This window comes from Atopobacter sp. AH10, assembly GCF_003664595.1.
Taxonomy (GTDB): domain Bacteria; phylum Bacillota; class Bacilli; order Lactobacillales; family Aerococcaceae; genus Atopobacter.
This window is the reverse complement of sequence record NZ_QXPZ01000027.1, coordinates 37,266-56,937: the sequence shown is the minus strand read 5'-3', so window position 1 is coordinate 56,937 and position 19,672 is coordinate 37,266. Positions and strand designations below refer to the sequence as shown.

The following is a 19,672-nucleotide window of genomic DNA, read 5'->3' as shown; positions in this document are numbered from 1 at the left end:
AATTTACATGGCGTCTTTTTTTTTCACAATTGAGTGGCTAAGTTCATTCTAAAATCCACCTCTTTTTTTTGATATATCTATAAAGATCATTTATTTCCAAAAAAGTTTTAATCTCTATTCTCTTAACTTTTATTTTTCAAAGCTTTTGCATTGCTCTAGCCAATCTTTTAAACTCCACAATTTTCTTTCCTTTCGTCCGGTCACTGTTTCCGCATGAAATAGTGACGAAAGCACGGCTTCTTCAACACTTTCTGCCAAGGCTTGAAAGGCAAGATCCAAATCTTCGTCATAGAGTATTTTTAAAGGTATAAATGCATCTATCTTGTTGTGGGCTATTCGATTGGCCGTTGAAAAAGCTAGCACAATTTCACCAGATCCATTCGTCATCAGAGATCCTGTTTTGCTTAAGCCCACAACAGCTCTTCTGCACAGTCGTTTTAATTGCCTTGAAGACAAGGGTAAATCCGTTGCTATTATCGTGATGACAGACCCCTTATCAGCTTCTCTTGGTCGGGGAGAAGGAAATTCCTGACCAATGGCTTTCCCTGCTATTAGCAAGTCTTGAAAGCATCCATGGTTCGTCAAAACGAGTACGCCTAAATGATAAGTCCCACCATCCAAGTCCCACTGCCTAGAAGCCGTTCCAATCCCTCCTTTTAAGCCAAAGCACTTCATTCCTCTTCCTGCACCTACTGCCCCTTCTTTAAAATTCGTCGCACATTGACTTAGAGCCTCTCTAACATGTCCCTCTTCCACAGCAAGCGCTCTAATGTCATTCAAATAACCGTCATTGCATTCAAATACAAGGGGATTAACTGTCCCTGTCGTATCCCCAATCTCAGGATTTTCATCTAACATTTCTTTTACTAAGGCAGTTGAAGCCCTTCCAACACTTAGGGTATTGGTCAAGAGTATGGGGGTTTCAAGTGTCCCCAATTCCTCTACTTGAACTAGACCAACTGATTTTCCAAAGCCATTGAGGACTTGGCAGGCCGCCAAAAGTTTTTCTCGGAAAAGATTCCCTTGATGCGGTTTAATCGCTGTGACCCCAGTTTGAATAGGACCTTCTGCCAAAGTGAAATGGCCTACCGTAACCCCTTTAACATCTGAAATGCTGTTCAGCCGTCCTCTTTTCATCCGACCAATTTTGATTCCATTACTTAATCCCATCTTTTCTTCCTCCTTCTCTTGTTCGATCATTTCCTCATTCACTGAATAAAAATAGTCTGCGTGACACTTAGCAATGATTTATTCTGTTCGATCATTTCCTCATTCACTGAATAAAAATAGGCCATTAAACTTCAAGCGCTGAACTACTGCTAGGAAATAGCAGCTCATACTGGAAGCAAAAATGGCCTGATTGTATTTTAATGCAACTGGCAATAATCTGTCTGATATTCCTTATGATAGAGCATCCTATAGCAAATCCTCTTTGCCTTCCACTCAAGAATCTCCCGAATTAGCTGACAGCTATCCTGTTCATTCTTCATTTGATCGACCTTCCCTTAAAGCTCTCACGACTAAAGTATCGTGATTCTTTTATAGAGTGTAGACTGAATAAAATATCCCTAAAGTCATAAGATAGGCGCATATTAAGGAAATAAAAGGCTAGTTTTATACTTGCTCCAAGGCTTGGGCGATATCTAGAAGGATATCTTCCTTGTCTTCAATCCCGACACTCATTCGAATTAAATCGGGACTAACACCCGCTTTCTCTAATTCCTCATCGTTCATTTGACGGTGAGTGGTGCTAGCTGGATGTAACACACAAGTTCTAGAATCCGCTACATGGGTGACGACTGCTGCCAGTTGTAAGGCATCCATAAAGCGTGTTGCAGCTTCTCTTCCTCCCTTTACCCCAAAGGAAATAACCCCACAAGACCCATTTGGTAAGTATTTTTGAGCCAAGTCATGTTGCGAATCATCCGGCAAAGCGGAAAAATTAACCCAAGAAATTTTATCGTGTCCCTTTAAATATTCAGCAACTGCTTTAGCATTTTCAAAATGACGAGGCATCCGTAAATGTAAAGTTTCCAAGCCTACTCCTAAATAGAAGGAATTTTGCGGAGAAGGGATCGAGCCTAAATCTCTCATTAAAGTCGTGGTCAACTTGGTGATATAGGCCTTTCTACCAAAAGTTTCTGTAAAAACAACTCCATGGTAAGTTTCATCAGGCTGTGTTAATCCTTTGAATTTGTCTCCATATAAGCTCCAATCAAAGTTTCCAGAATCAATCACAGCACCTCCAACAGAATTAGCAAACCCGTTCATGTATTTGGTTGTCGAATGTGTAACGATATCTGCTCCAAACTCGAATGGGCGCAAGAAAATAGGGGTTGGGAAGGTATTATCCACTACCAATGGCACGCCATGCTCATGTGCTGCTTTAGCAAATGTCTCGATATCTAAAATTTTCAAGGAAGGGTTGGCTAAACTTTCTCCAAATACCACTTTAGTATTTTCCTTAAAAGCCAAGTTTAATTCCTCTAAAGTGACATCTGGTTCCACAAAGGTAGATTCAATCCCCAAATCAGCCATTGTATGGGCAATCAAGTTGTAGGATCCGCCATAAATAGCAGAGGAGGCCACAATATGATCCCCTGCTTTCAATATATTGAGCAAGGCATAGAAAGTTGCTGCTTGACCAGATGAGGTTAAAATGCCTGCTTCGCCCCCTTCCAAAGCGGTAATTTTGGCTGCCACCGCATCATTAGTCGGGTTAGCTAATCGTGTATAGAAATAGCCTGTATCTTTCAAATCAAACAGATCTCCCATTTGTTTTGAAGAATCGTATTTATAGGTCGTAGATTGTACAATTGGTAAGACACGTGGTTCCCCATTTTTTGGACTATAGCCTGCCTGAACACATAGAGTTCCTAGTCCTTGCTTCTTTTCTTCTTGCATTTTTTCCTCCCATATTCGTTAGCTCTATTGATCTATTTTTCTAAATATCAGCTAACTCGTTATTGATCTATTTTTCTGAATACCGGTTAAATCTTTGTTTGATCTATTTCCCTGAATGCTGGCTAACTCTTTGCTTAATCTCTTTTTCTAAGTGCCGGCTAACTCTTTATTAATCTATTTTTCTGAAGGCCGGCTAAGACTCTTTTCCTTTCGTAATCCTTGTTGCCTTATCTCCTTTTTGCTCTCCTTCAATTTAAAGCTATCCGCCACTAAAAGCATGGTCGTGAGGTTATGGAAAGTCGCCAAGAACGAAGTCGGTAAAACGCCAGCCAAACCCATTAAGATTAGGCTCGAGTTGATTCCCACAGCCCTAAAGAGATTCCAATCTAATTGTTTTTGCAAGCGATGGTAAATATCTTCTAAATCAAAGAGAGACTGTAAATCATCACTTAAAAAAATCATATCACTGGTTTGTCTTGCCAAGTCAGACGAATCCGCCATCACAATCCCTAGATCAGCTTGCGCAATAGCTGCAGAATCGTTTAAGCCATCTCCAATCATCAGGACTTCTTGTCCTTTGGCTTGCCTTTCCTTAATGAAGTTGAGTTTATCTTCTGGCGTCACTTGGCATTTCACTTCGTCAAAAGCAACCTTCTCCCGTAAATCTAGGGTTCGATCTTCCACATCACCTGTTAAAAGGGCAATTTCCTTCCCTTCATCCTTCAAACGTTTGAGCACTTCTACCACATTAGCTCTCAAAGGGGTATCCACGCAGAAGATGGCAATCAATTCCTTTGCCCTAGCCAGAAAAAGAAGATTATATTTTCCTCGATAAGCTCTAATTAGTTCTTGCTGTTCCTCGGTTAATCTAACTTTCTCTTCTTCAATAAACTGATAACTCCCAATAAGCACCTCATCCTCTCCAATAGACGAACGGATGCCACGAGAAGCAATATGGAAGAGAGGGCCATGCATTTCTTCGTGGACGATCCCTTCATCTGCTGCCTTCATCACCACTGCATTCGCTATTGGATGGTAGAGATGTTCTTCTAAACAAGCGCCAATTTTCAACACTTCTTCATAAGTATGACCACCAAATGGAACCACTTGACTAATCACTAATTTAGATGTTGTCAAGGTACCTGTCTTATCAAAAATCAAGCAATCTATTTGTGGATATTGGTCAATGTAACGAGAGCCTTTGACCACTATTCCCTTATCCATAGCTTCTCGAATCGCTGTCAAATAAGCCACAGAAGTAGAGAGTTTTAAGGCACAAGAAAAATCCACCAAGAGGAAGGATAAGGCCTTTTGCACACTCCCTGTCAAGAGATAGGTCAAAGCCATCCCTAAGTAGTTATACTTGACTAAAGTATCCGCTTTTTGAGTCAATCGAACTTCTTTTTGCGATTGGCTCTTAGAAGATTCATGAATAGCAGCTACCAATTCCTTTAAGTGGGCATTGAAATTAGGATTGGTTACTTCAACGACTAAGTCCCCATATTCCAAGGTCGTATTAGAGGTCACCGAATCCCCTATCGTCTTAGAAACTGGGAAAGGCTCTCCTGTAAGATTGCTTTCTTGAACGGCGCCCTGCCCCTTCACCACAAATCCATCGAAGTATATTTCTCCACCTTCTTGGACGACGATATGGTCGCCTTTTTGAATGAAATCAGAGGCTAATTGCCGACGTTCGCCCTTTTCGTCTTCTACCCAAATGAGCACTTGCTTTTGGCTTAAACTATCCGTGAGGTCATGAATAGATTTATCCAAAGTCCAAGCATCCATCCGTTCACCTAATTCCAAAATGAACATGATGGTTCCAGCACCATCCGGATCTCCCATAGAGACTGCCGCTAAAACAGCGGTAAAGTCTAACAGCTCCATCGTCAAATGGCCACAAGCTAAGGAATAAAAAGCCTGTCTAGCGTACAAGCCTAGCTTTGTTAAGGTCACACACAATCGTAGTGGACTAGGAACAAGCGTTAAATAAACTGATCGTTTCAAGCATTGACGTGCCACAATTTTCCCTGGACTAATTGCTAAAAATTCCTCTTTATTTTGATAGAGGCGTGACAAATCTTCTAGCTTGATCGCTCCAATCCATTGATCCAATAACTTTTCATCTGGCTCTTTTAGATGCAAAGTCAAACGATATTCATTGAGATAAAATTGTAAATGATCAATGACCTCAAATTCACGACTCAAATGACTCAAATAGGTCTGAACAGCCGGTGTACATAAAAAGGGTACCTCTAACCGCACCCTTTTTGAACTCTTGGATAAGATCTTGTAGCCCCGTGCCTTATTCTTCGTCATGATCTATCGCTTCTACACTTTCTATTTTCCCCACAGCTTCATCTTGCTTTTCTTTTGCATAAATATCTTCTGCCTCTGCATAAACATCTTCCACTTCTTGTTTGACATTAGAAATGACTGTATTCACACCATCTGCAAGATGCATCCCCTTAGCAACCAATTTCGCGCAAACCGTTTTTGACTTTGGATCAGCCCAAACTTTTTTCGCTACATTGGCAAAAACAGCTCCACTCACAAAAAGAGTCAGGTTTTTACTTCCTACTAGCGCTCGTCTTAAGTTGATCATAGCTTTCACCTCTCTGCTTTTTATACTTTCATTATAGGGCAAGTGGTCAAACTTTTCATTAAGAATAGCCTCCTTAAGAATATACTCCTTAAAAATTTGTCCCCCCCAAAAATGTCTAAAAGAGAATCTGAACTGAGCGGTGATGTGGTACTACAAACTGACTTAGTTTCTTCTTGTTTTGTAATAGCTTTCTTTACCTTTATGCCAACATTTTCCTGACTTCTACTCCAAAAGCGACCAGACTTGGCATTGATTTTTTTTGGACTTTATTTGAATTTTCTCATTTTATAAGTGGACTTTCATCTCTATTTCGCTATAATAGCTTTATATTCTCTTTACGCCACTTGTTAGCTCCTTCAAAACTAAGCGATGTTTCACAAATCATCACTTCTAAGTAAGGGGGCTTTTCTAGTTAAGCTGGCTTATAGGAGTTTTATGGAGGAGAGAGCAACTTTTTTCGCTCTTAGCCTATCCTGTCGTTGTCGCTTGGTTCAAAAAGAAATGGGAATGTTTATGACTATCAAAAAATCAGACATTATGATCATCGGTTTCGCTTTATTCGCCATATTTTTCGGGGCTGGGAATTTGATTTTCCCTCCTTATCTCGGTTTCATTGGTGGGAAAGACTGGTTAACAGCTGCTTTAGGTTTCTTAGCCTCCGACCCCCTCTTTCCTATTTTAGGTGTTCTCGTCACCATTATGCTGGGTGGGAAAGTTAACGACCTAGGAAAACAAATCCACCCTCTATTTGGGACTGTCTTAGCTGGTATTTCTATTGTCTTAATAGGTCCTATTTTCTCCGTTCCAAGAACAGGGGCCACTACCCATGAAATCTTTACCCAAATGCTATTCCCTTCCTGTCCAATTTGGGTGACCTCACTTATTTTCTTTGGCTTAACGGCCTATCTTTCTTTAAATCCCAGTCAGGTAATTAATCATATCGGGAAATATTTGACTCCTTTGATCTTAATCCTATTAGGGATTCTTGGTATTTCAGCTTTCTTACGTCACACACCAGTAGTGGCTAGTAAAAGCCTAGACCACATTTTCGCCTATGGGTTCCAACAAGGTTACCAAACGATGGACACCTTAGCGGCTCCCCTCTTGGCTTCCGTCGTGATGATGGACATTAAGCAAAGAGGCTATAAAGACAAAGATTCTCAAGTAAAAGTTGGTATATGGATGGGCATTGTGGCACTGCTTCTTTTATCCCTTGTTTATCTGACTTTATCTTATGCTGGTTCTCTAGTGGCTGGGCAATTACCTGCTCATAGCGATAGAACAGCTGTCTTTACCGCAACTATCTCCCTTCTTTTAGGGCAATCCGGTCAGATATTGATGGGGATATGCGTGGCCTTAGCTTGTCTAACCACTGCAGTCGGTATCACTTCCGTTTTCAGTAATTTCTTCGTTATTATTTTCAAGAACAAGCTTTCCTATCAATTCTTGACGCTTGTGGCTGTTGCTGTAGAATTCTGCATTTCCTTAATTGGGGTAGAAAAGATCATTACCTTAGCTGTCTCTGTTTTAACAGCCATCCACCCAATTATGATGAGTTTGATCTTAATCTCTCTTTTCAGTCGCTATCTCACCACAAGAGCCCCTTATCTAGCGGGGGTCATTGGTGCAAGCCTCATCGGTATAATGGAAGCTCTTGCCATCATTTGGCCATCCTTTACTAAAAGCTCTCTATATAGCTTAGTAGAATCTTTACCTCTTTCTAAACAAGGCCTCTCTTGGTTAGTTCCAACTCTTCTTTTTGCCCTTATGGCTATCATTTTAGAAGGGCTTTACCAACAATTTTCAAAAAAAGAAGCTGTCTCAAAAAAATTAGTTGAAAACGACAACTGATCAAACGCTACTCGATAAAAAGCTGGGCTTTAACAAAAGTCATAAAAATGGAAAAAGTACGTCAATCTTAAGCTTTGATAAGCTTGATTTGACGTACTTTTTTATTGGAGCTCACTCAATTAACAAACTTTTGTTAAAGCCCAGCTTTTCTTTTAGCTAAGGATTCACGTTTTCCCGTTAGCAGCTGAATTCCCCGACCAATGGCATATTATGAGTCAGGGAGTTTAGGTTGGCAATAAGGATCGCAACCATTCTTCCTTTTTCCCTGTTAGCAGTAAGGATAGCAACTATTCTTCCCTTTTTACCCATTTTCTTCTTTGGACTATTCGCCATTAACCCTTAGTCGTTTATGGATGAGCATCAACCAATTCTTTTAATTTGATCAAGGCTTTCTCTAACAAGTCCAAATCCATACCCGCATAATTAATTAAAAAGCAGTGGGTATCTTTTTGACTGTCCTTCATGTCATAATCGGATAAACTATGGATCCCTATACCTTGCTCTAAGAGACGAGATTTGACCTCTTCATCCCCTAAACTTGTTCTCAGTTTTAAAATAAAATGTAATCCCGCTTGATTTTCGATCAACTCATACTGCTTTTCTAGAAAGCAAGCCTGAATTTTTTTTAGAATGCTTTCCCTCTTTCTTCCATAGTAGAGTCGCATCCGGTTAATATGCTTTTCAAAATACCCTTCTTGAATAAATCTAGCGAGCCAATATTGTTCAAACGTAGATACTGTACAAGAATAAAAGCCCAATTCTCTCTCATAGCGATGGACGAGATGTGTAGGCAAAACCATATAAGAAATGCGAATGGTAGAGGTCAAAGATTTGGAAAAAGTATTCAAATAAATAACCTTTTCACTAGCATCGATGCTTTGCAAAGTAGGTAAAGGTTTCCCTGTAAAGCGAAATTCACTGTCATAGTCATCTTCTATGATATATCGACCCGGCCTTTCATTCGCAAAAGCCAGCAACTCGTAGCGTCTCGCTATCTGTGTTGAAATCCCTGTTGGAAAATGATGGGCTGGATTAATATGAGCAATATCTGCCTTATTTTGTCTGAGGTCACCTATCTTGATGCCTTTTTCATCCATTCCAGCCAAACAACAAGTCACTTTATTACTTTCATATATTTTCTTCAACTTTTTATAACCAGGATTTTCAATACAATAAACCTTTTCTCGACCTAATAATTGAATGATCAGTCGATAAAGGTATTCCGTCCCTGCTCCAACAATGATCTGCTTAGGCGAAACATTCATCCCCCTAAAAGACGCTAGGTGTTCCGCTATAGCTTCTCTTAGCGCTCTTACTCCCCCACTCGGCGACACTTCAAGTAGGTCTTCTTTTTGCTTAGAGATGGTTTCTCTTATCATCTTGGCCATTACTGAAAAAGGAAAGTGACTTGTTTCTATCCGACTTGAAGAAAAGTCAAAGTCAATCAAAGGGGCGGAGATATCATTTAGCCCATTTTCTTTTCCACTCCATCCATCATCTACAGCCTGTCCTAGTCTAAGAGATGGATTATTTGAGTCAGTCTGACTTATTGAATCATCTAAGCTCTCCACTTGGTGAAAAGTTGGATGGAGTAATGGCCTCACTTGTTCCATTAAAGGTATTCCCTCTGCCACATAGTAGCCCCGCTTTTCCTTCGAATAGACAAAACCTTCTATCATTAACTGGTTATAAGCATTTTCAATCGTAATGGTACTACAACCCAAATTCTTGGCCAGATTGCGTTTAGAAGGCAATTTATCTTCTGGTCTTATTTTTCCCTTTAAAATGTCCTCTTTGACCGCTTGATAAACTTGTTGATACAAGGGACCTTTTGATTTGTCAAAGCTGTAAGTCAACATAAAGCCCACTCCCATCTGGCCTTTTTTTTATTCTTATTTTGGCTATTTTTTTAAGACCAATTTTATCTTATGATAGCAAGGTAAAAACTATTCGTCAAGGAGGTTATCGCATGTCTTATCAACAAGTAGATGGTCAAAAAGCTGATTTAAATAAAGGTCTAGCCCAAATGTTAAAAGGTGGGGTCATCATGGACGTGACTACGCCTGAACAAGCTCGTATTGCCGAAGAAGCAGGTGCCTGCGCTGTAATGGCTCTTGAAAGAATTCCTGCCGACATTCGTGCAGCTGGTGGGGTTTCCAGAATGAGCGACCCTAAAATGATTAAGGGCATCCAAGAAGCTGTCTCCATCCCTGTTATGGCAAAAGTGCGGATTGGTCATTTCGTTGAAGCGCAAATTTTAGAAGCCATCGAGATTGACTACATCGACGAATCTGAAGTTCTTTCCCCTGCAGACGATGTTTACCATATCGACAAAACGCAATTTAAGGTACCTTTCGTTTGTGGTGCTCGTGATTTAGGTGAAGCTTTACGAAGGATTGCTGAAGGGGCTTCTATGATAAGGACAAAGGGAGAACCAGGAACTGGTGATGTGGTTCAAGCCGTTCGCCATCTTAGAAAAATTAACGCTCAAATTCGCAAGACAGTTTCTCTTTCTAAAGACGAATTGTACGAAGAAGCTAAAAAACTTGCAGTCCCTTACGATCTTCTTCTCTACGTCCATGAAAATGGCAAACTTCCAGTTGTTAACTTTTCAGCCGGTGGTGTAGCGACTCCTGCTGACGCTGCCTTAATGATGCAATTAGGCGCTGAAGGAGTCTTCGTTGGATCTGGTATTTTCAAATCTGGTGATCCGAAAAAACGTGCTTCTGCTATCGTCCAAGCCGTCACCAATTATCAAGACGCTGCCCTCATCGCTAAATTATCGGAAGACTTGGGTGAAGCCATGGTGGGTATTAATCCAAGTGAAATCAAAGTGATCATGGAAGAAAGAGGACAATAGCCATGTTAATCGGTGTTTTAGCCGTTCAAGGGGCTTTTATCGAACATGAAAAAGCCTTAGAAGAACTAGGGGCAACAGTCAAAGAAATCCGTCAAGTAGACGATCTAGAGGGCATTGATGGTATCGTCCTACCAGGCGGAGAATCTACCGTTCAAGGTAAACTCCTCAAACAACTGGGGATTTTCGACCCCCTTCAGCAATTGATTCAAAATGGGCTACCAGTTCTCGCTACCTGTGCTGGCTTAATCCTACTCGCTGAAGAACTTTTAAATGATACAAGGACTCACTTAAGGACTCTCCCCATTACAGTGAAGAGAAACGCCTATGGAAGGCAACTAGCTTCTTTCCAAAGTCAACTGACAGTAGGCAATTTCACTGATTTTCCAGCCATCTTCATTCGTGGACCTTATATAGAAAAAGTGGCTCCCGATGTCAAAGTTTTAGCCACAGTAGACGATCACGCTGTTGCAGTGGAATATAAGAATCAAATCGGTCTAGCCTTTCATCCAGAATTATCTCAGGACAGACGTATCCACCGCTATTTCTTAGACAAAGTAGCCAATCGTTTATCCCATTAATGGATTGATCTATTTTTAAAAAAATCTTAGTATTCGCTCTATATTTTTATGCCTATCGCACGCAATAGGCACAAGCTCCTATGACAAGCTTTCTATAGCTAGCATAGGAGCTTTTTCTTCTTCGCCAAACTCTAGCTTCTCCTTGCATTGCTATTAGCATGAACTTTTCAACTATTTTCCCTCCTCTTTTTTCAACTATTAGGCAAAAAGTAATAGAGAGCATTACATTTTCCCCTGATGACATAGCCCTCACAGGCAGGCTCTTTAGAATATTATTAAAATTCGACACTTTTTGAATGATACTATTCTGAGATTTTATCTTGTTTTTTTCATAAAAGCGCTTCACATATATTTATTTTTATCCCAAATAAAGTTATGCTATACAAAACAATAATTTTTTCTGTTTGCATTGTATAGGAGGATATATCTATGTTGAAATTATGGAATAAGCTTGGCCTAGTGTCTCGCTTAGTTATCGCCATACTTTTAGGGGTGATAGTTGGCCAACTCCCTATCACCTCTAAATTTTTGGTACAAGTATTAGTTACCCTTGGAGGAGTTTTTAGTAACTTTTTGAACTTCATTATTCCTTTCATGATTCTTGGTTTTGTTGTCAAAGGAATTGCTGATTTATCAAATGGAGCGGGCAAATTGTTAGGTCTTACGGCACTAACCGCCTATTGTTCGACTGTTGTCGCAGGTACTTTAGCTTATTTGGTCGCCATTAATCTTTTCCCACATTTCATCACCGGTGACTTGGTTAAAAAAATATCTGCTTCTAGCAATACTCTTCAAGCCTTTTTTGAAATAAAAATGCCGCCTTTCTTCGATGTGACTGGTGCCATCATTTTCGCTTTCATGGTCGGACTTGGCATTTCGTTTTTAAGAAGTCAAGGGAAAGGGCAAGTCCTTTACGAAGGATTTAGTGATTTTGGCGACATTATCGTTAAAGTTTTGGACACGATCATTATCCCTCTATTGCCGGCGTATATTTTTTGCAATTTCGTCAGTATGAGCTATTCTGGATCCGTCTTCTCTATCCTGTCCATCTTCTGGAAGGTTTTCTTAGTCGTATTGGCCTTACACTTGCTCTATATCAGTGGTCTATTTATTTTAGCAGGGACTTTTACCCGCAAAAATCCTATTCGTTTGATCAAGAATCAAATTCCAGGCTATATGACCGCTATTGGGACGCAATCCTCTGCCGCAACTATTCCAGTAAATGTAGAATGTGGCTTGAAGAATGGTGTTTCAGAAGAAATTGCTAACTTCGTTGTTCCTTTATGCGCAACCATTCATCTCGCAGGAAGCATGATTACTATTACCTCTTGTTCCACTACTTTACTCCTCATGTATAACATGCCACATAACTTCTCTATGATGTTAGGCTTTATACTGATGCTAGGTATTGCCATGGTGGCAGCGCCAGGAGCTCCAGGTGGCGCTATTATGTCTGCTCTACCATTCTTACCAATGATTGGTATCACCACACAAGCTATGCAGCAATTAATGATTTCCCTTTACATTACTCAAGATAGCTTCGGAACAGCAGCAAATGTTTCTGGAGATAATGCCATTGCCGTATTCGTGGATAAAATCTACCACTCCAAAATCAAAGTTCAAGGAAACGCCAAAGAGGAGAAAAAAGCTCTTAAAATCTGGAAAAAATCGGCTTAATCTCCTTTTTATCCAGCCATAAGCAAAAAAACTTGAGCCCTACAACACATCCTTAAATCAGACTGATCCTCACATCTATCTTGATAAGATGAATCTGAAGGCACTTGTTTTCTAACAAAAAAAGCAGATCAAAAGTACGAAGAAAAGGTACAAATGATCTGCTTTTTCTCTTTTAGTCACTTTGTCAAATTTTCTTGTTCTCAAAGTGACAGGCATAAAATGACAAGGAGCCATCTGACCCAGTGCCCAAAAATATCCAACTGTTCTTTCTATTTATCGCTGGCTTTTTCAAACTAACCCCCAAAAAATTTATCACAATTCCCGAAATGAGCTTATGAAAAACTAGCTACTAGAAAATTTCTGGGATAATATATGGCATTAGTTTCTATCCTTGCCCAAAACAAAAAGACATAGTTCACATCCAACCAATCACCAGGAAAACTGTAGCTTACGCCTGTTTTGCTAGCTATTCGTCGGACGTTCGACCATGTCCATTGCTACCTTAACGGTATGATGTTCAGCCTATATTGTAGCATATTTATCTAAATAGTCCACAATATATTGATAAAAATTCTCAGTTAGATGATACTTTTAGCTCCAACACATGCTTATTCGAGATAATAGAGATCATTCTCTTCTAAGTTCTCCAACTTGATCAACAGATAGTTGCTATTTGATTTTTGATCCCTAATATCCTTAGACCGGCTATTGCATCTTCATGAGCCCAGCTCTTTTCCTAAAAGACATCTTTTTCATACTTTCTTCCTTCACTTTATATAGTTTTTAAGTCCATTTTATATGGTTATAAAAACTATGACAAGCTTAAAAAAAATAAAAAGTACTTTGCCTTCCAGTCAAAAAGCTGGGCCTTGTATTCAACTATAAGTCAGAAATTACTCGTCTTTCTCTTGGCAAGGATCTTTTGACGACCAGCCTTCCTTCACGTTTTCTACCTGTCTGTATGTATAAAAACTCGATTGAGCTAACTCATTTAAAAAGCAAGCTAAGCGTAATTGCCTTAACATTTCATCATCTGAACTTAGAATCTCCTTCAAACTCTCCTTATAGAAACTCTCACCTTCATCATCAGAAGGAGGATTTCCGTAGAGAATGCCTCGAACTAAAGTCAATGTTTGCCATTCTTTTAAAAGGCGATTTCTTTGCCAGATATTACAAAAATGGACGATATAAGGATTAAAGTCATGATCAGCTAAACTATAAGACTTACGCGACCAATAACTAGGTCGAAAAGGACAATGGTGATTTAACAAACGTTGACAGCTTTCCTTAAATTCTCCATCCACCATCGCATAAAAATGAATAGTGATTGGATAATCCAGCAAGTCTAAAGCTTCTTGGTCCGGTTCCACCATCAAGGCACTAAGATTATCAACTCGGCAAAGCTCTATTTCTTGGCACAAGTCTCCTTTGTAATAGCATAGAGCCTTTTTCCATTCTTTTAGGCAATTATCCCCCTGATAAAGGGCATAGCTTACTTCCTCTATAGGGTGGTCTCTATCCGGTTTAATCCAAATCTGAAAATCCGGATCGGGTAAAAAGACCAAGCGTCCCTCATCTCCTACTTCAAAGCAACTCCAATTATTGACCTGCCCCATATTGAAAGGAAACTGCTTCTTTGCTCCCATATGAAAATAGGCAAATGTCTTCTTCCAATACAGATTACGTATGAACTCACAGGGCTCGTGAATAGAAATCGATTGCAAAAGATCTCCATTGCGATAATAAATCACATCCGGCTTGGCTACATGTTCTTTTCTATATGGATAGGCCTGAGTCAAAGTTACCGGAGTCTCCTGAATATTCGGAATCATCATCACATCAAGCGTTTTATCGAAAAGTCGCTGACTTTTAACCTCAATATTTAGTTTCAAATTTTTGTCTAAAGGCCATCGACGAAATTCGCAGCTAATAGCTCTTGAACTTTTCCGATAGGGATCCCCCTCAACCCCTATGATTTCACCAAAATCTCCCACACCAAAAATAATATAGGACGGATCGTGATGAACACTATTGAGACAACTTAAAACGTCTTTAAGTAAAAGGTCTTGTTGACTTCTCTTATACCAACTCTTCCGATAGATCACACGTTCAGATGGTCCCTCGCACAACAATTCCGTTAACTCCATTCAAGCTACCTCCTTAACGGCGCCAAAATCACTCCCCTTAGATAGGAGAAAGTGATCGTTTTTTACGAATTCCTATGCAACTTTAACTCACTTAACCGAATTTATTGCTCACAAAATCACATAATTACTCATTTGCATCTAGCTATACCATCTTTTTACATATTCCCTTCTCCTTTCTTCCTTTGTTACTTATCCACGCCAATCCCCTTAACAACCGCGGATAAAGCGCTTACTTTACTGCTTGTATTAACTATATTCCTATTAGTTCTTCTTGTAAATAGATGAATTATTATATTTTACTCATTTATTTTTTAATATTTTTTATGAACATAATCCATTCGTCCAATCGCCTTTCAACCCGACATTAGCAAATCCAGCCCATTGAGTCCAAGCCTCCATTAAGCAAATCCCACCCAATAAGCCACTCCGCCCCATTGAGCCCATCCCACCAACAAGCCAATCCCACCAACAAGCCAATCCGCCAGAAAAAAAGAACTGACTCCCTATAGTTCGACTTTTTAGTCAAATATTAGGAAATCAGCTCTGATTTTTCAGGCAAATTTTCCCAGCTAGTCCATCAAACATCAAACTAATCCTTGCAATTTGCCCATTCATTTATTCTTTTACAATGAGATTTTAACTATTGAAATTCCACCACAGACCCAGAATCAATATAGACGATACGTTCACAGATATTCGTCACATAATCGCCAATGCGCTCCAAATTTGAACAGGCACTAATGAATCCCGATCCATTATAAACCATTGATGGATTTCCCTTCATCGCTTTTAGAGTCATTTCATTCGCTTGTTGAAACAGTTCATCCACCCGATCATCAATTGCCGCAATTCGCTTAGCATCCGTCATAGAGACATCTTCTAAGGCATCTAGGGATTCTTTCAACATCCCCTTAATCACTTCCGCCATTTCTAGCAAGATATCACTCGCCTCATCCATCAAAGGATTTCCCTTCATTCGAATGCTAGTTTTAGCTATACTTGCCGCATGATCTCCCATACGCTCTAAGTCTGAAGCAATTTTCATCGATGTCACGATCACTCGCAAGTCTGTTGCATATGGCGACTGAAGGGCTAGTAGGCGAATGGCCTCTTTTTCTATCTGAAGATCACTCGCATTAATCAAGCCATCCGATTGAATAACCGATAAAGCCTTATCCGTATCCCTTTCTATAAACGACTCTACCGCTAAATGAATAGCTTCTAAAACCTGTTGCCCCATCCCCTGTATTTGGCGAGTTAATGTTCCTAGACCTGCATCAAATTCCTCTCTAGTCACTCTGCTTCCCCCTCTTCATTTTCTATCTATTTCCCCATTAATTTTACTTTTCCTAGTTTCAAGAGCTTCTTTCCCAAAAAAGCCTAGCCTCTCTTTTTCTCTCCATTTTCCTTAAACATTTCCCAGAACTTTTTCCTTCATTGCGCCTTTATCCCTTGTTTAACCAAATTTACTAGTTATATAGTCTTCTGTTTTTAACCAAATTTACCAGATATATAGTCTTCTGTTCGAGGATCAGTCGGGAATTGGAATATTCTCTCAGTTGGTCCAAATTCACATACTTCTCCTAAAAGAAAGAAAGCCACTTTATCCGAAACACGAGAAGCTTGTTGCATATTATGCGTCACAATCACAATGGTTAAATCTTTTCGTAATTGGCGGACTAATTCTTCAATTTTATTGGTAGATATGGGATCTAAGGCAGAGGTCGGCTCATCCATTAATAGGACTTTGGGTTCTACGGCCAAAGCTCTAGCAATACACAAACGCTGTTGCTGTCCCCCAGAAATGGAAAGAGCATTTTGTTGCAATTTGTCCTTTACTTCCTCCCAAATAGCCGCTTGCTTAAGAGAACGTTCGACAATTTCATCCAATTGCGCCTTAGATTTTATCCCATGTGTGCGTGGACCATAGGCAATATTATCGTAAATGGACTTAGGAAAAGGATTCGGGTGTTGAAAAACCATTCCTACCTCTTTCCGTAAACGATTGACATCGTAATTGGCTTGATAAATATTTTGTCCATCAATTTTAATTTCTCCTGTAATACGGCAATCACTAACCAAATCATTCATTCGATTGAGACTTTTTAATAAAGTAGATTTCCCACATCCAGAAGGGCCAATAAAAGCTGTGACTTCCTTTTCTGGTATAGACAAATTTATCTCCTTTAAGGCTTGAAAATCTCCATAATACAAATTCATCTTTTTTATATCGATCATATTCATCGCTTTTTCCCCTTTTTGAATAAAAACTATGGCACTTTATCTCATCTTTTTCCCCACTTGCTTGGCTAAAGTCATTGAAAGACCATTGATAACAAGAATAATAGCCATCAATACTACCCCAGTCGCATAGGCTTCTTCCACATGAAAACCCTCGCTCGATAACACATACATATGCAAAGCAAGGGTACGACCAGATGACAGTAATGATTTCGGTAGATCTGTAGACGTTCCCAAGGTATACATAAGAGCGGCCGTTTCCCCTACAATCCGTCCCATAGCTAGAATAACCCCTGATAAAATCCCTGGTAGAGCAACTGGTAAAACAATATGAAAAATAGTCCTTAATTTCCCTGCTCCTAAACCAAAGCTAGCGGCTCGTAAGCTATCGTTAACTGATAGGAGAGCCTCCTCCGTTGATCTCACAATGAGTGGCAGTACCATAATAGATACAGTCAAAATCCCCGCAAGCAAGGAATACTGCAATTTAAGCGCGATGACAAAGAAAAGCATCCCAAATAAACCATAGACAATGGAAGGTATCCCCGCCAAGGTATCCGAAGCAATACGAATAATTTCTACCCATTTTGCTCCACGTTTGGCATATTCCACCAAATAAAATCCGGTAAATACACCAATAGGCGTTGCAATCGCCAAAGCCAAAGTAACCGTAATGAGGGTAGAAATAATGGCAGGCATGAGAGAAACATTTTTTGTCGTATAGTGAAAGGCAAACAGCGATGGTTTAATATGGGGTAGGCCTTTAATGACCACAAAGGCAACAATATATAGCAGAATGGAAAAAGTAAGTCCAGCTGCTAAATAAACTGCTCCTCTTAACAATTTATTTTTCATAAATTTCCTTCTTTCCTATTCAAATGATCTTCTCTAAAAGCTGGCTAAGCCTTACGTTTCATCCATGCAAAGCTTGCGTTAATCAGCAAAATAAAAGCAAATAAAACCGCTGATGTCGCTATCAAAGCTTGACGATGGTCACCTGCTGCATAGGCCATTTCCATAACTATATTCGTCGTTAGCGTACGAACCCCTTGAGTCAGTGACGAAGGAATTCTAGCTTGATTTCCAGCAACTAAAATCACTGCCATCGTTTCGCCTATAGCCCTTCCTAATCCAAGAATAACGGAAGAAATAATACCCGACTTAGCTGCTGGTAAGATCACATGAAAAACGGACTGTTCATGACTTGCCCCCAAGCCCATGCTCCCTTGATAATAGCTTTTAGGTACAGCCTGAATGGCTGCTGAAGATAAAGAAACGACTGTTGGCAATATCATTATCCCCAAAAGGAAAGAGGCCGTTAAACTGTTCATCCCAGTCCCTCCCACTAAATTTTTCATCAAAGGGACGAGTACTTGCAAGCCGAAAAAGCCATAGACAATAGAGGGAATAGAAGCCATTAAATGAATAGCTGCTTGCAAACTTTTATGCCAGGCTTTGGGGCAAAAATAAGCCATATAAGTCGCTGTTAGGATACCTATTGGCACCCCAATGACCATGGCGCCCAAGGTAATCATCACCGACCCATAAATCATCGGTAAAATACCGTAAGTTGCTGGTGTATTACTTGGCCCCCACTCCCGACCAAAGAGGAAATTATTGAGGTCTTGTTTAACTATAAAAGGTAGACCATTGGCAAAAATAAAATAACAAATCACTAGAGTAGCCAGCACGGCGATCATTGCACAACAAAAAAAGAGACCTTCCATTCCTTTCTCCAGCCATATACGCTTCTTTTCCATCCTTAACGCTCCATTCTCCTAAACTCATTAAGAATGAGGGGGACTTAACAGAGACCCCCTCACCCCTTTGTCCATCTGCTCCTCTTATCGCCTAGAACATTTTATAAATGCTTACCCCAGCCTATTTTTCCAAGTCTTTCCATTCCTTTAACTTGCCTTGAAAGACTTTTTTCAAATTTTCAAGACTGATATTATCCAATTTATTTTCTTTATTGACAATTACGGCAATGCCATCTTTAGCCATCACTTCAGCTTGAAGCTTTTCTTTTTCTTCATCCTTTAATTCCCGTGAAGCCATCCCAATATCTGCTGTCCCTTCAGCAGCCGCTTGAATTCCTGCAGATGATCCATTGGCTGTAATATCTACTTGGACATCAGGATTCATTTTCACATAAGCTTCTTTTAGTTTTTCCATCAATGGCGCAACAGAGGTTGACCCCACAATAGACAGTTTCCCTTTCTTTCCTTTTCCATCATAGGACTTATCCCCTTTTATACGAATATAGCCATTATCTTCCACAATCTTTTGTCCTTCTTTAGAATGGATAAAGTCGATAAAATCTCTGGCTAAGCCTTTTATTTCTCCCTTGAAAGCCAGATTAAATGGGCGAGCTATTTTATATTCATCAGATGCGACACGACTGGCTGTAGGCTCAACCGATTCTACTTTTAACGCTTTGACCTTATCATTTAAAGAGCCCAGAGAGATATAGCCTATACTTTCTTTATCATTAGCCACTGTACTCATCACACCATCTGTTGAATTTTGAACGGTCGCTTCTGTTGAAGTGGTATCTTTTTCGCTATCCCCATCCTTTTCTAAAAGTCCAGTAATTTCTACAAAAGCGCCTCTCGTCCCCGATCCATTTTCTCGCGTGATAACATTAATATGACTAGCATTAGCTGATTTTTCCTGCTTTTCGCCATTAGCGTTTTTCCCGCCACAAGATGCTAAAGAAAGTGCCAAGCCTACTATTGTCAATACTTTGGTTATTTTATTCCAATTCATCATTTAATCTCCTCTTTCTTTAACTTTCGCCTCTTAGAAA

General features: G+C 39.8%; 15 protein-coding genes. 4 read left to right on the top strand and 11 right to left on the bottom strand.

What is annotated here, in order from left to right:
* Positions 1-129: 129 nt before the first annotated feature.
* The 4 genes from D3H64_RS06530 to D3H64_RS06515 form a co-directional block, all read right to left on the bottom strand.
* The gene (locus D3H64_RS06530; RefSeq protein WP_121565472.1) at positions 130-1,170 is read right to left on the bottom strand and encodes a P1 family peptidase; all 1,041 of its coding nucleotides are present in this window, start codon (positions 1,168-1,170) and stop codon (positions 130-132) included.
* Positions 1,171-1,614: 444 nt separating this feature from the next.
* Positions 1,615-2,904 (bottom strand): O-acetylhomoserine aminocarboxypropyltransferase/cysteine synthase family protein, encoded by a 1,290-nt coding sequence (locus D3H64_RS06525; RefSeq protein WP_121565471.1) that lies wholly within the window; start codon positions 2,902-2,904, stop codon positions 1,615-1,617.
* A 174-nt stretch (positions 2,905-3,078) separates the two neighbouring features.
* Positions 3,079-5,223 (bottom strand): heavy metal translocating P-type ATPase, encoded by a 2,145-nt coding sequence (locus tag D3H64_RS06520; protein WP_121565470.1) that lies wholly within the window; start codon positions 5,221-5,223, stop codon positions 3,079-3,081.
* Positions 5,210-5,509 carry a DUF6110 family protein gene (locus D3H64_RS06515; protein ID WP_147429898.1) on the bottom strand — a complete coding sequence of 100 codons (300 nt, stop codon included), beginning with the start codon at positions 5,507-5,509 and terminating at the stop codon, positions 5,210-5,212. The genes D3H64_RS06520 and D3H64_RS06515 overlap by 14 nt, the downstream gene beginning before the upstream one ends.
* Before the next feature lie 435 nt (positions 5,510-5,944).
* On the opposite strand from D3H64_RS06515, the gene brnQ reads away from it, so the two are divergent.
* Positions 5,945-7,360 (top strand): branched-chain amino acid transport system II carrier protein, encoded by a 1,416-nt coding sequence (gene brnQ / locus D3H64_RS06510; RefSeq protein ID WP_233554908.1) that lies wholly within the window; start codon positions 5,945-5,947, stop codon positions 7,358-7,360.
* A 347-nt stretch (positions 7,361-7,707) separates the two neighbouring features.
* Here brnQ and D3H64_RS06505 read toward each other — a convergent pair whose 3' ends face one another.
* Positions 7,708-9,219, bottom strand: coding sequence for a PLP-dependent aminotransferase family protein (locus D3H64_RS06505; RefSeq protein ID WP_121565468.1), 1,512 nt, complete (start codon positions 9,217-9,219; stop codon positions 7,708-7,710).
* 110 nt (positions 9,220-9,329) lie between these two features.
* On the opposite strand from D3H64_RS06505, the gene pdxS reads away from it, so the two are divergent.
* From pdxS to D3H64_RS06490, 3 genes are all read left to right on the top strand, one after another.
* On the top strand, positions 9,330-10,220 hold the full coding sequence (pdxS, locus tag D3H64_RS06500; RefSeq protein ID WP_121565467.1) for a pyridoxal 5'-phosphate synthase lyase subunit PdxS: 891 nt from the start codon (positions 9,330-9,332) through the stop codon (positions 10,218-10,220).
* Positions 10,221-10,222: 2 nt separating this feature from the next.
* Positions 10,223-10,798: a pyridoxal 5'-phosphate synthase glutaminase subunit PdxT gene (gene pdxT, locus D3H64_RS06495; RefSeq protein ID WP_121565466.1), complete on the top strand. Its 576-nt coding sequence runs from the start codon at positions 10,223-10,225 to the stop codon at positions 10,796-10,798.
* A 429-nt stretch (positions 10,799-11,227) separates the two neighbouring features.
* Positions 11,228-12,475, top strand: coding sequence for a dicarboxylate/amino acid:cation symporter (locus D3H64_RS06490; RefSeq protein ID WP_121565465.1), 1,248 nt, complete (start codon positions 11,228-11,230; stop codon positions 12,473-12,475).
* A gap of 893 nt (positions 12,476-13,368) precedes the next feature.
* Here D3H64_RS06490 and D3H64_RS06485 read toward each other — a convergent pair.
* The 6 genes from D3H64_RS06485 to D3H64_RS06460 form a co-directional block, all read right to left on the bottom strand.
* Positions 13,369-14,622 (bottom strand): RNA-binding domain-containing protein, encoded by a 1,254-nt coding sequence (locus tag D3H64_RS06485; protein WP_121565464.1) that lies wholly within the window; start codon positions 14,620-14,622, stop codon positions 13,369-13,371.
* A 640-nt stretch (positions 14,623-15,262) separates the two neighbouring features.
* Positions 15,263-15,919 (bottom strand): phosphate signaling complex protein PhoU, encoded by a 657-nt coding sequence (gene phoU, locus D3H64_RS06480; RefSeq protein WP_121565463.1) that lies wholly within the window; start codon positions 15,917-15,919, stop codon positions 15,263-15,265.
* Positions 15,920-16,113: 194 nt separating this feature from the next.
* A complete protein-coding gene (pstB, locus tag D3H64_RS06475) occupies positions 16,114-16,866 on the bottom strand; it encodes a phosphate ABC transporter ATP-binding protein PstB (RefSeq protein WP_121565462.1) in 753 nt (250 codons plus the stop codon).
* A gap of 36 nt (positions 16,867-16,902) precedes the next feature.
* Complete coding sequence (gene pstA / locus D3H64_RS06470; protein ID WP_121565461.1) at positions 16,903-17,718, bottom strand: phosphate ABC transporter permease PstA; 816 nt, start codon at positions 17,716-17,718, stop codon at positions 16,903-16,905.
* Positions 17,719-17,762: 44 nt separating this feature from the next.
* Positions 17,763-18,590: a phosphate ABC transporter permease subunit PstC gene (pstC, locus tag D3H64_RS06465; RefSeq protein WP_233554909.1), complete on the bottom strand. Its 828-nt coding sequence runs from the start codon at positions 18,588-18,590 to the stop codon at positions 17,763-17,765.
* Between the two features lie 154 nt (positions 18,591-18,744).
* Positions 18,745-19,632 carry a substrate-binding domain-containing protein gene (locus D3H64_RS06460; RefSeq protein WP_121565459.1) on the bottom strand — a complete coding sequence of 296 codons (888 nt, stop codon included), beginning with the start codon at positions 19,630-19,632 and terminating at the stop codon, positions 18,745-18,747.
* Positions 19,633-19,672: the final 40 nt, after the last annotated feature.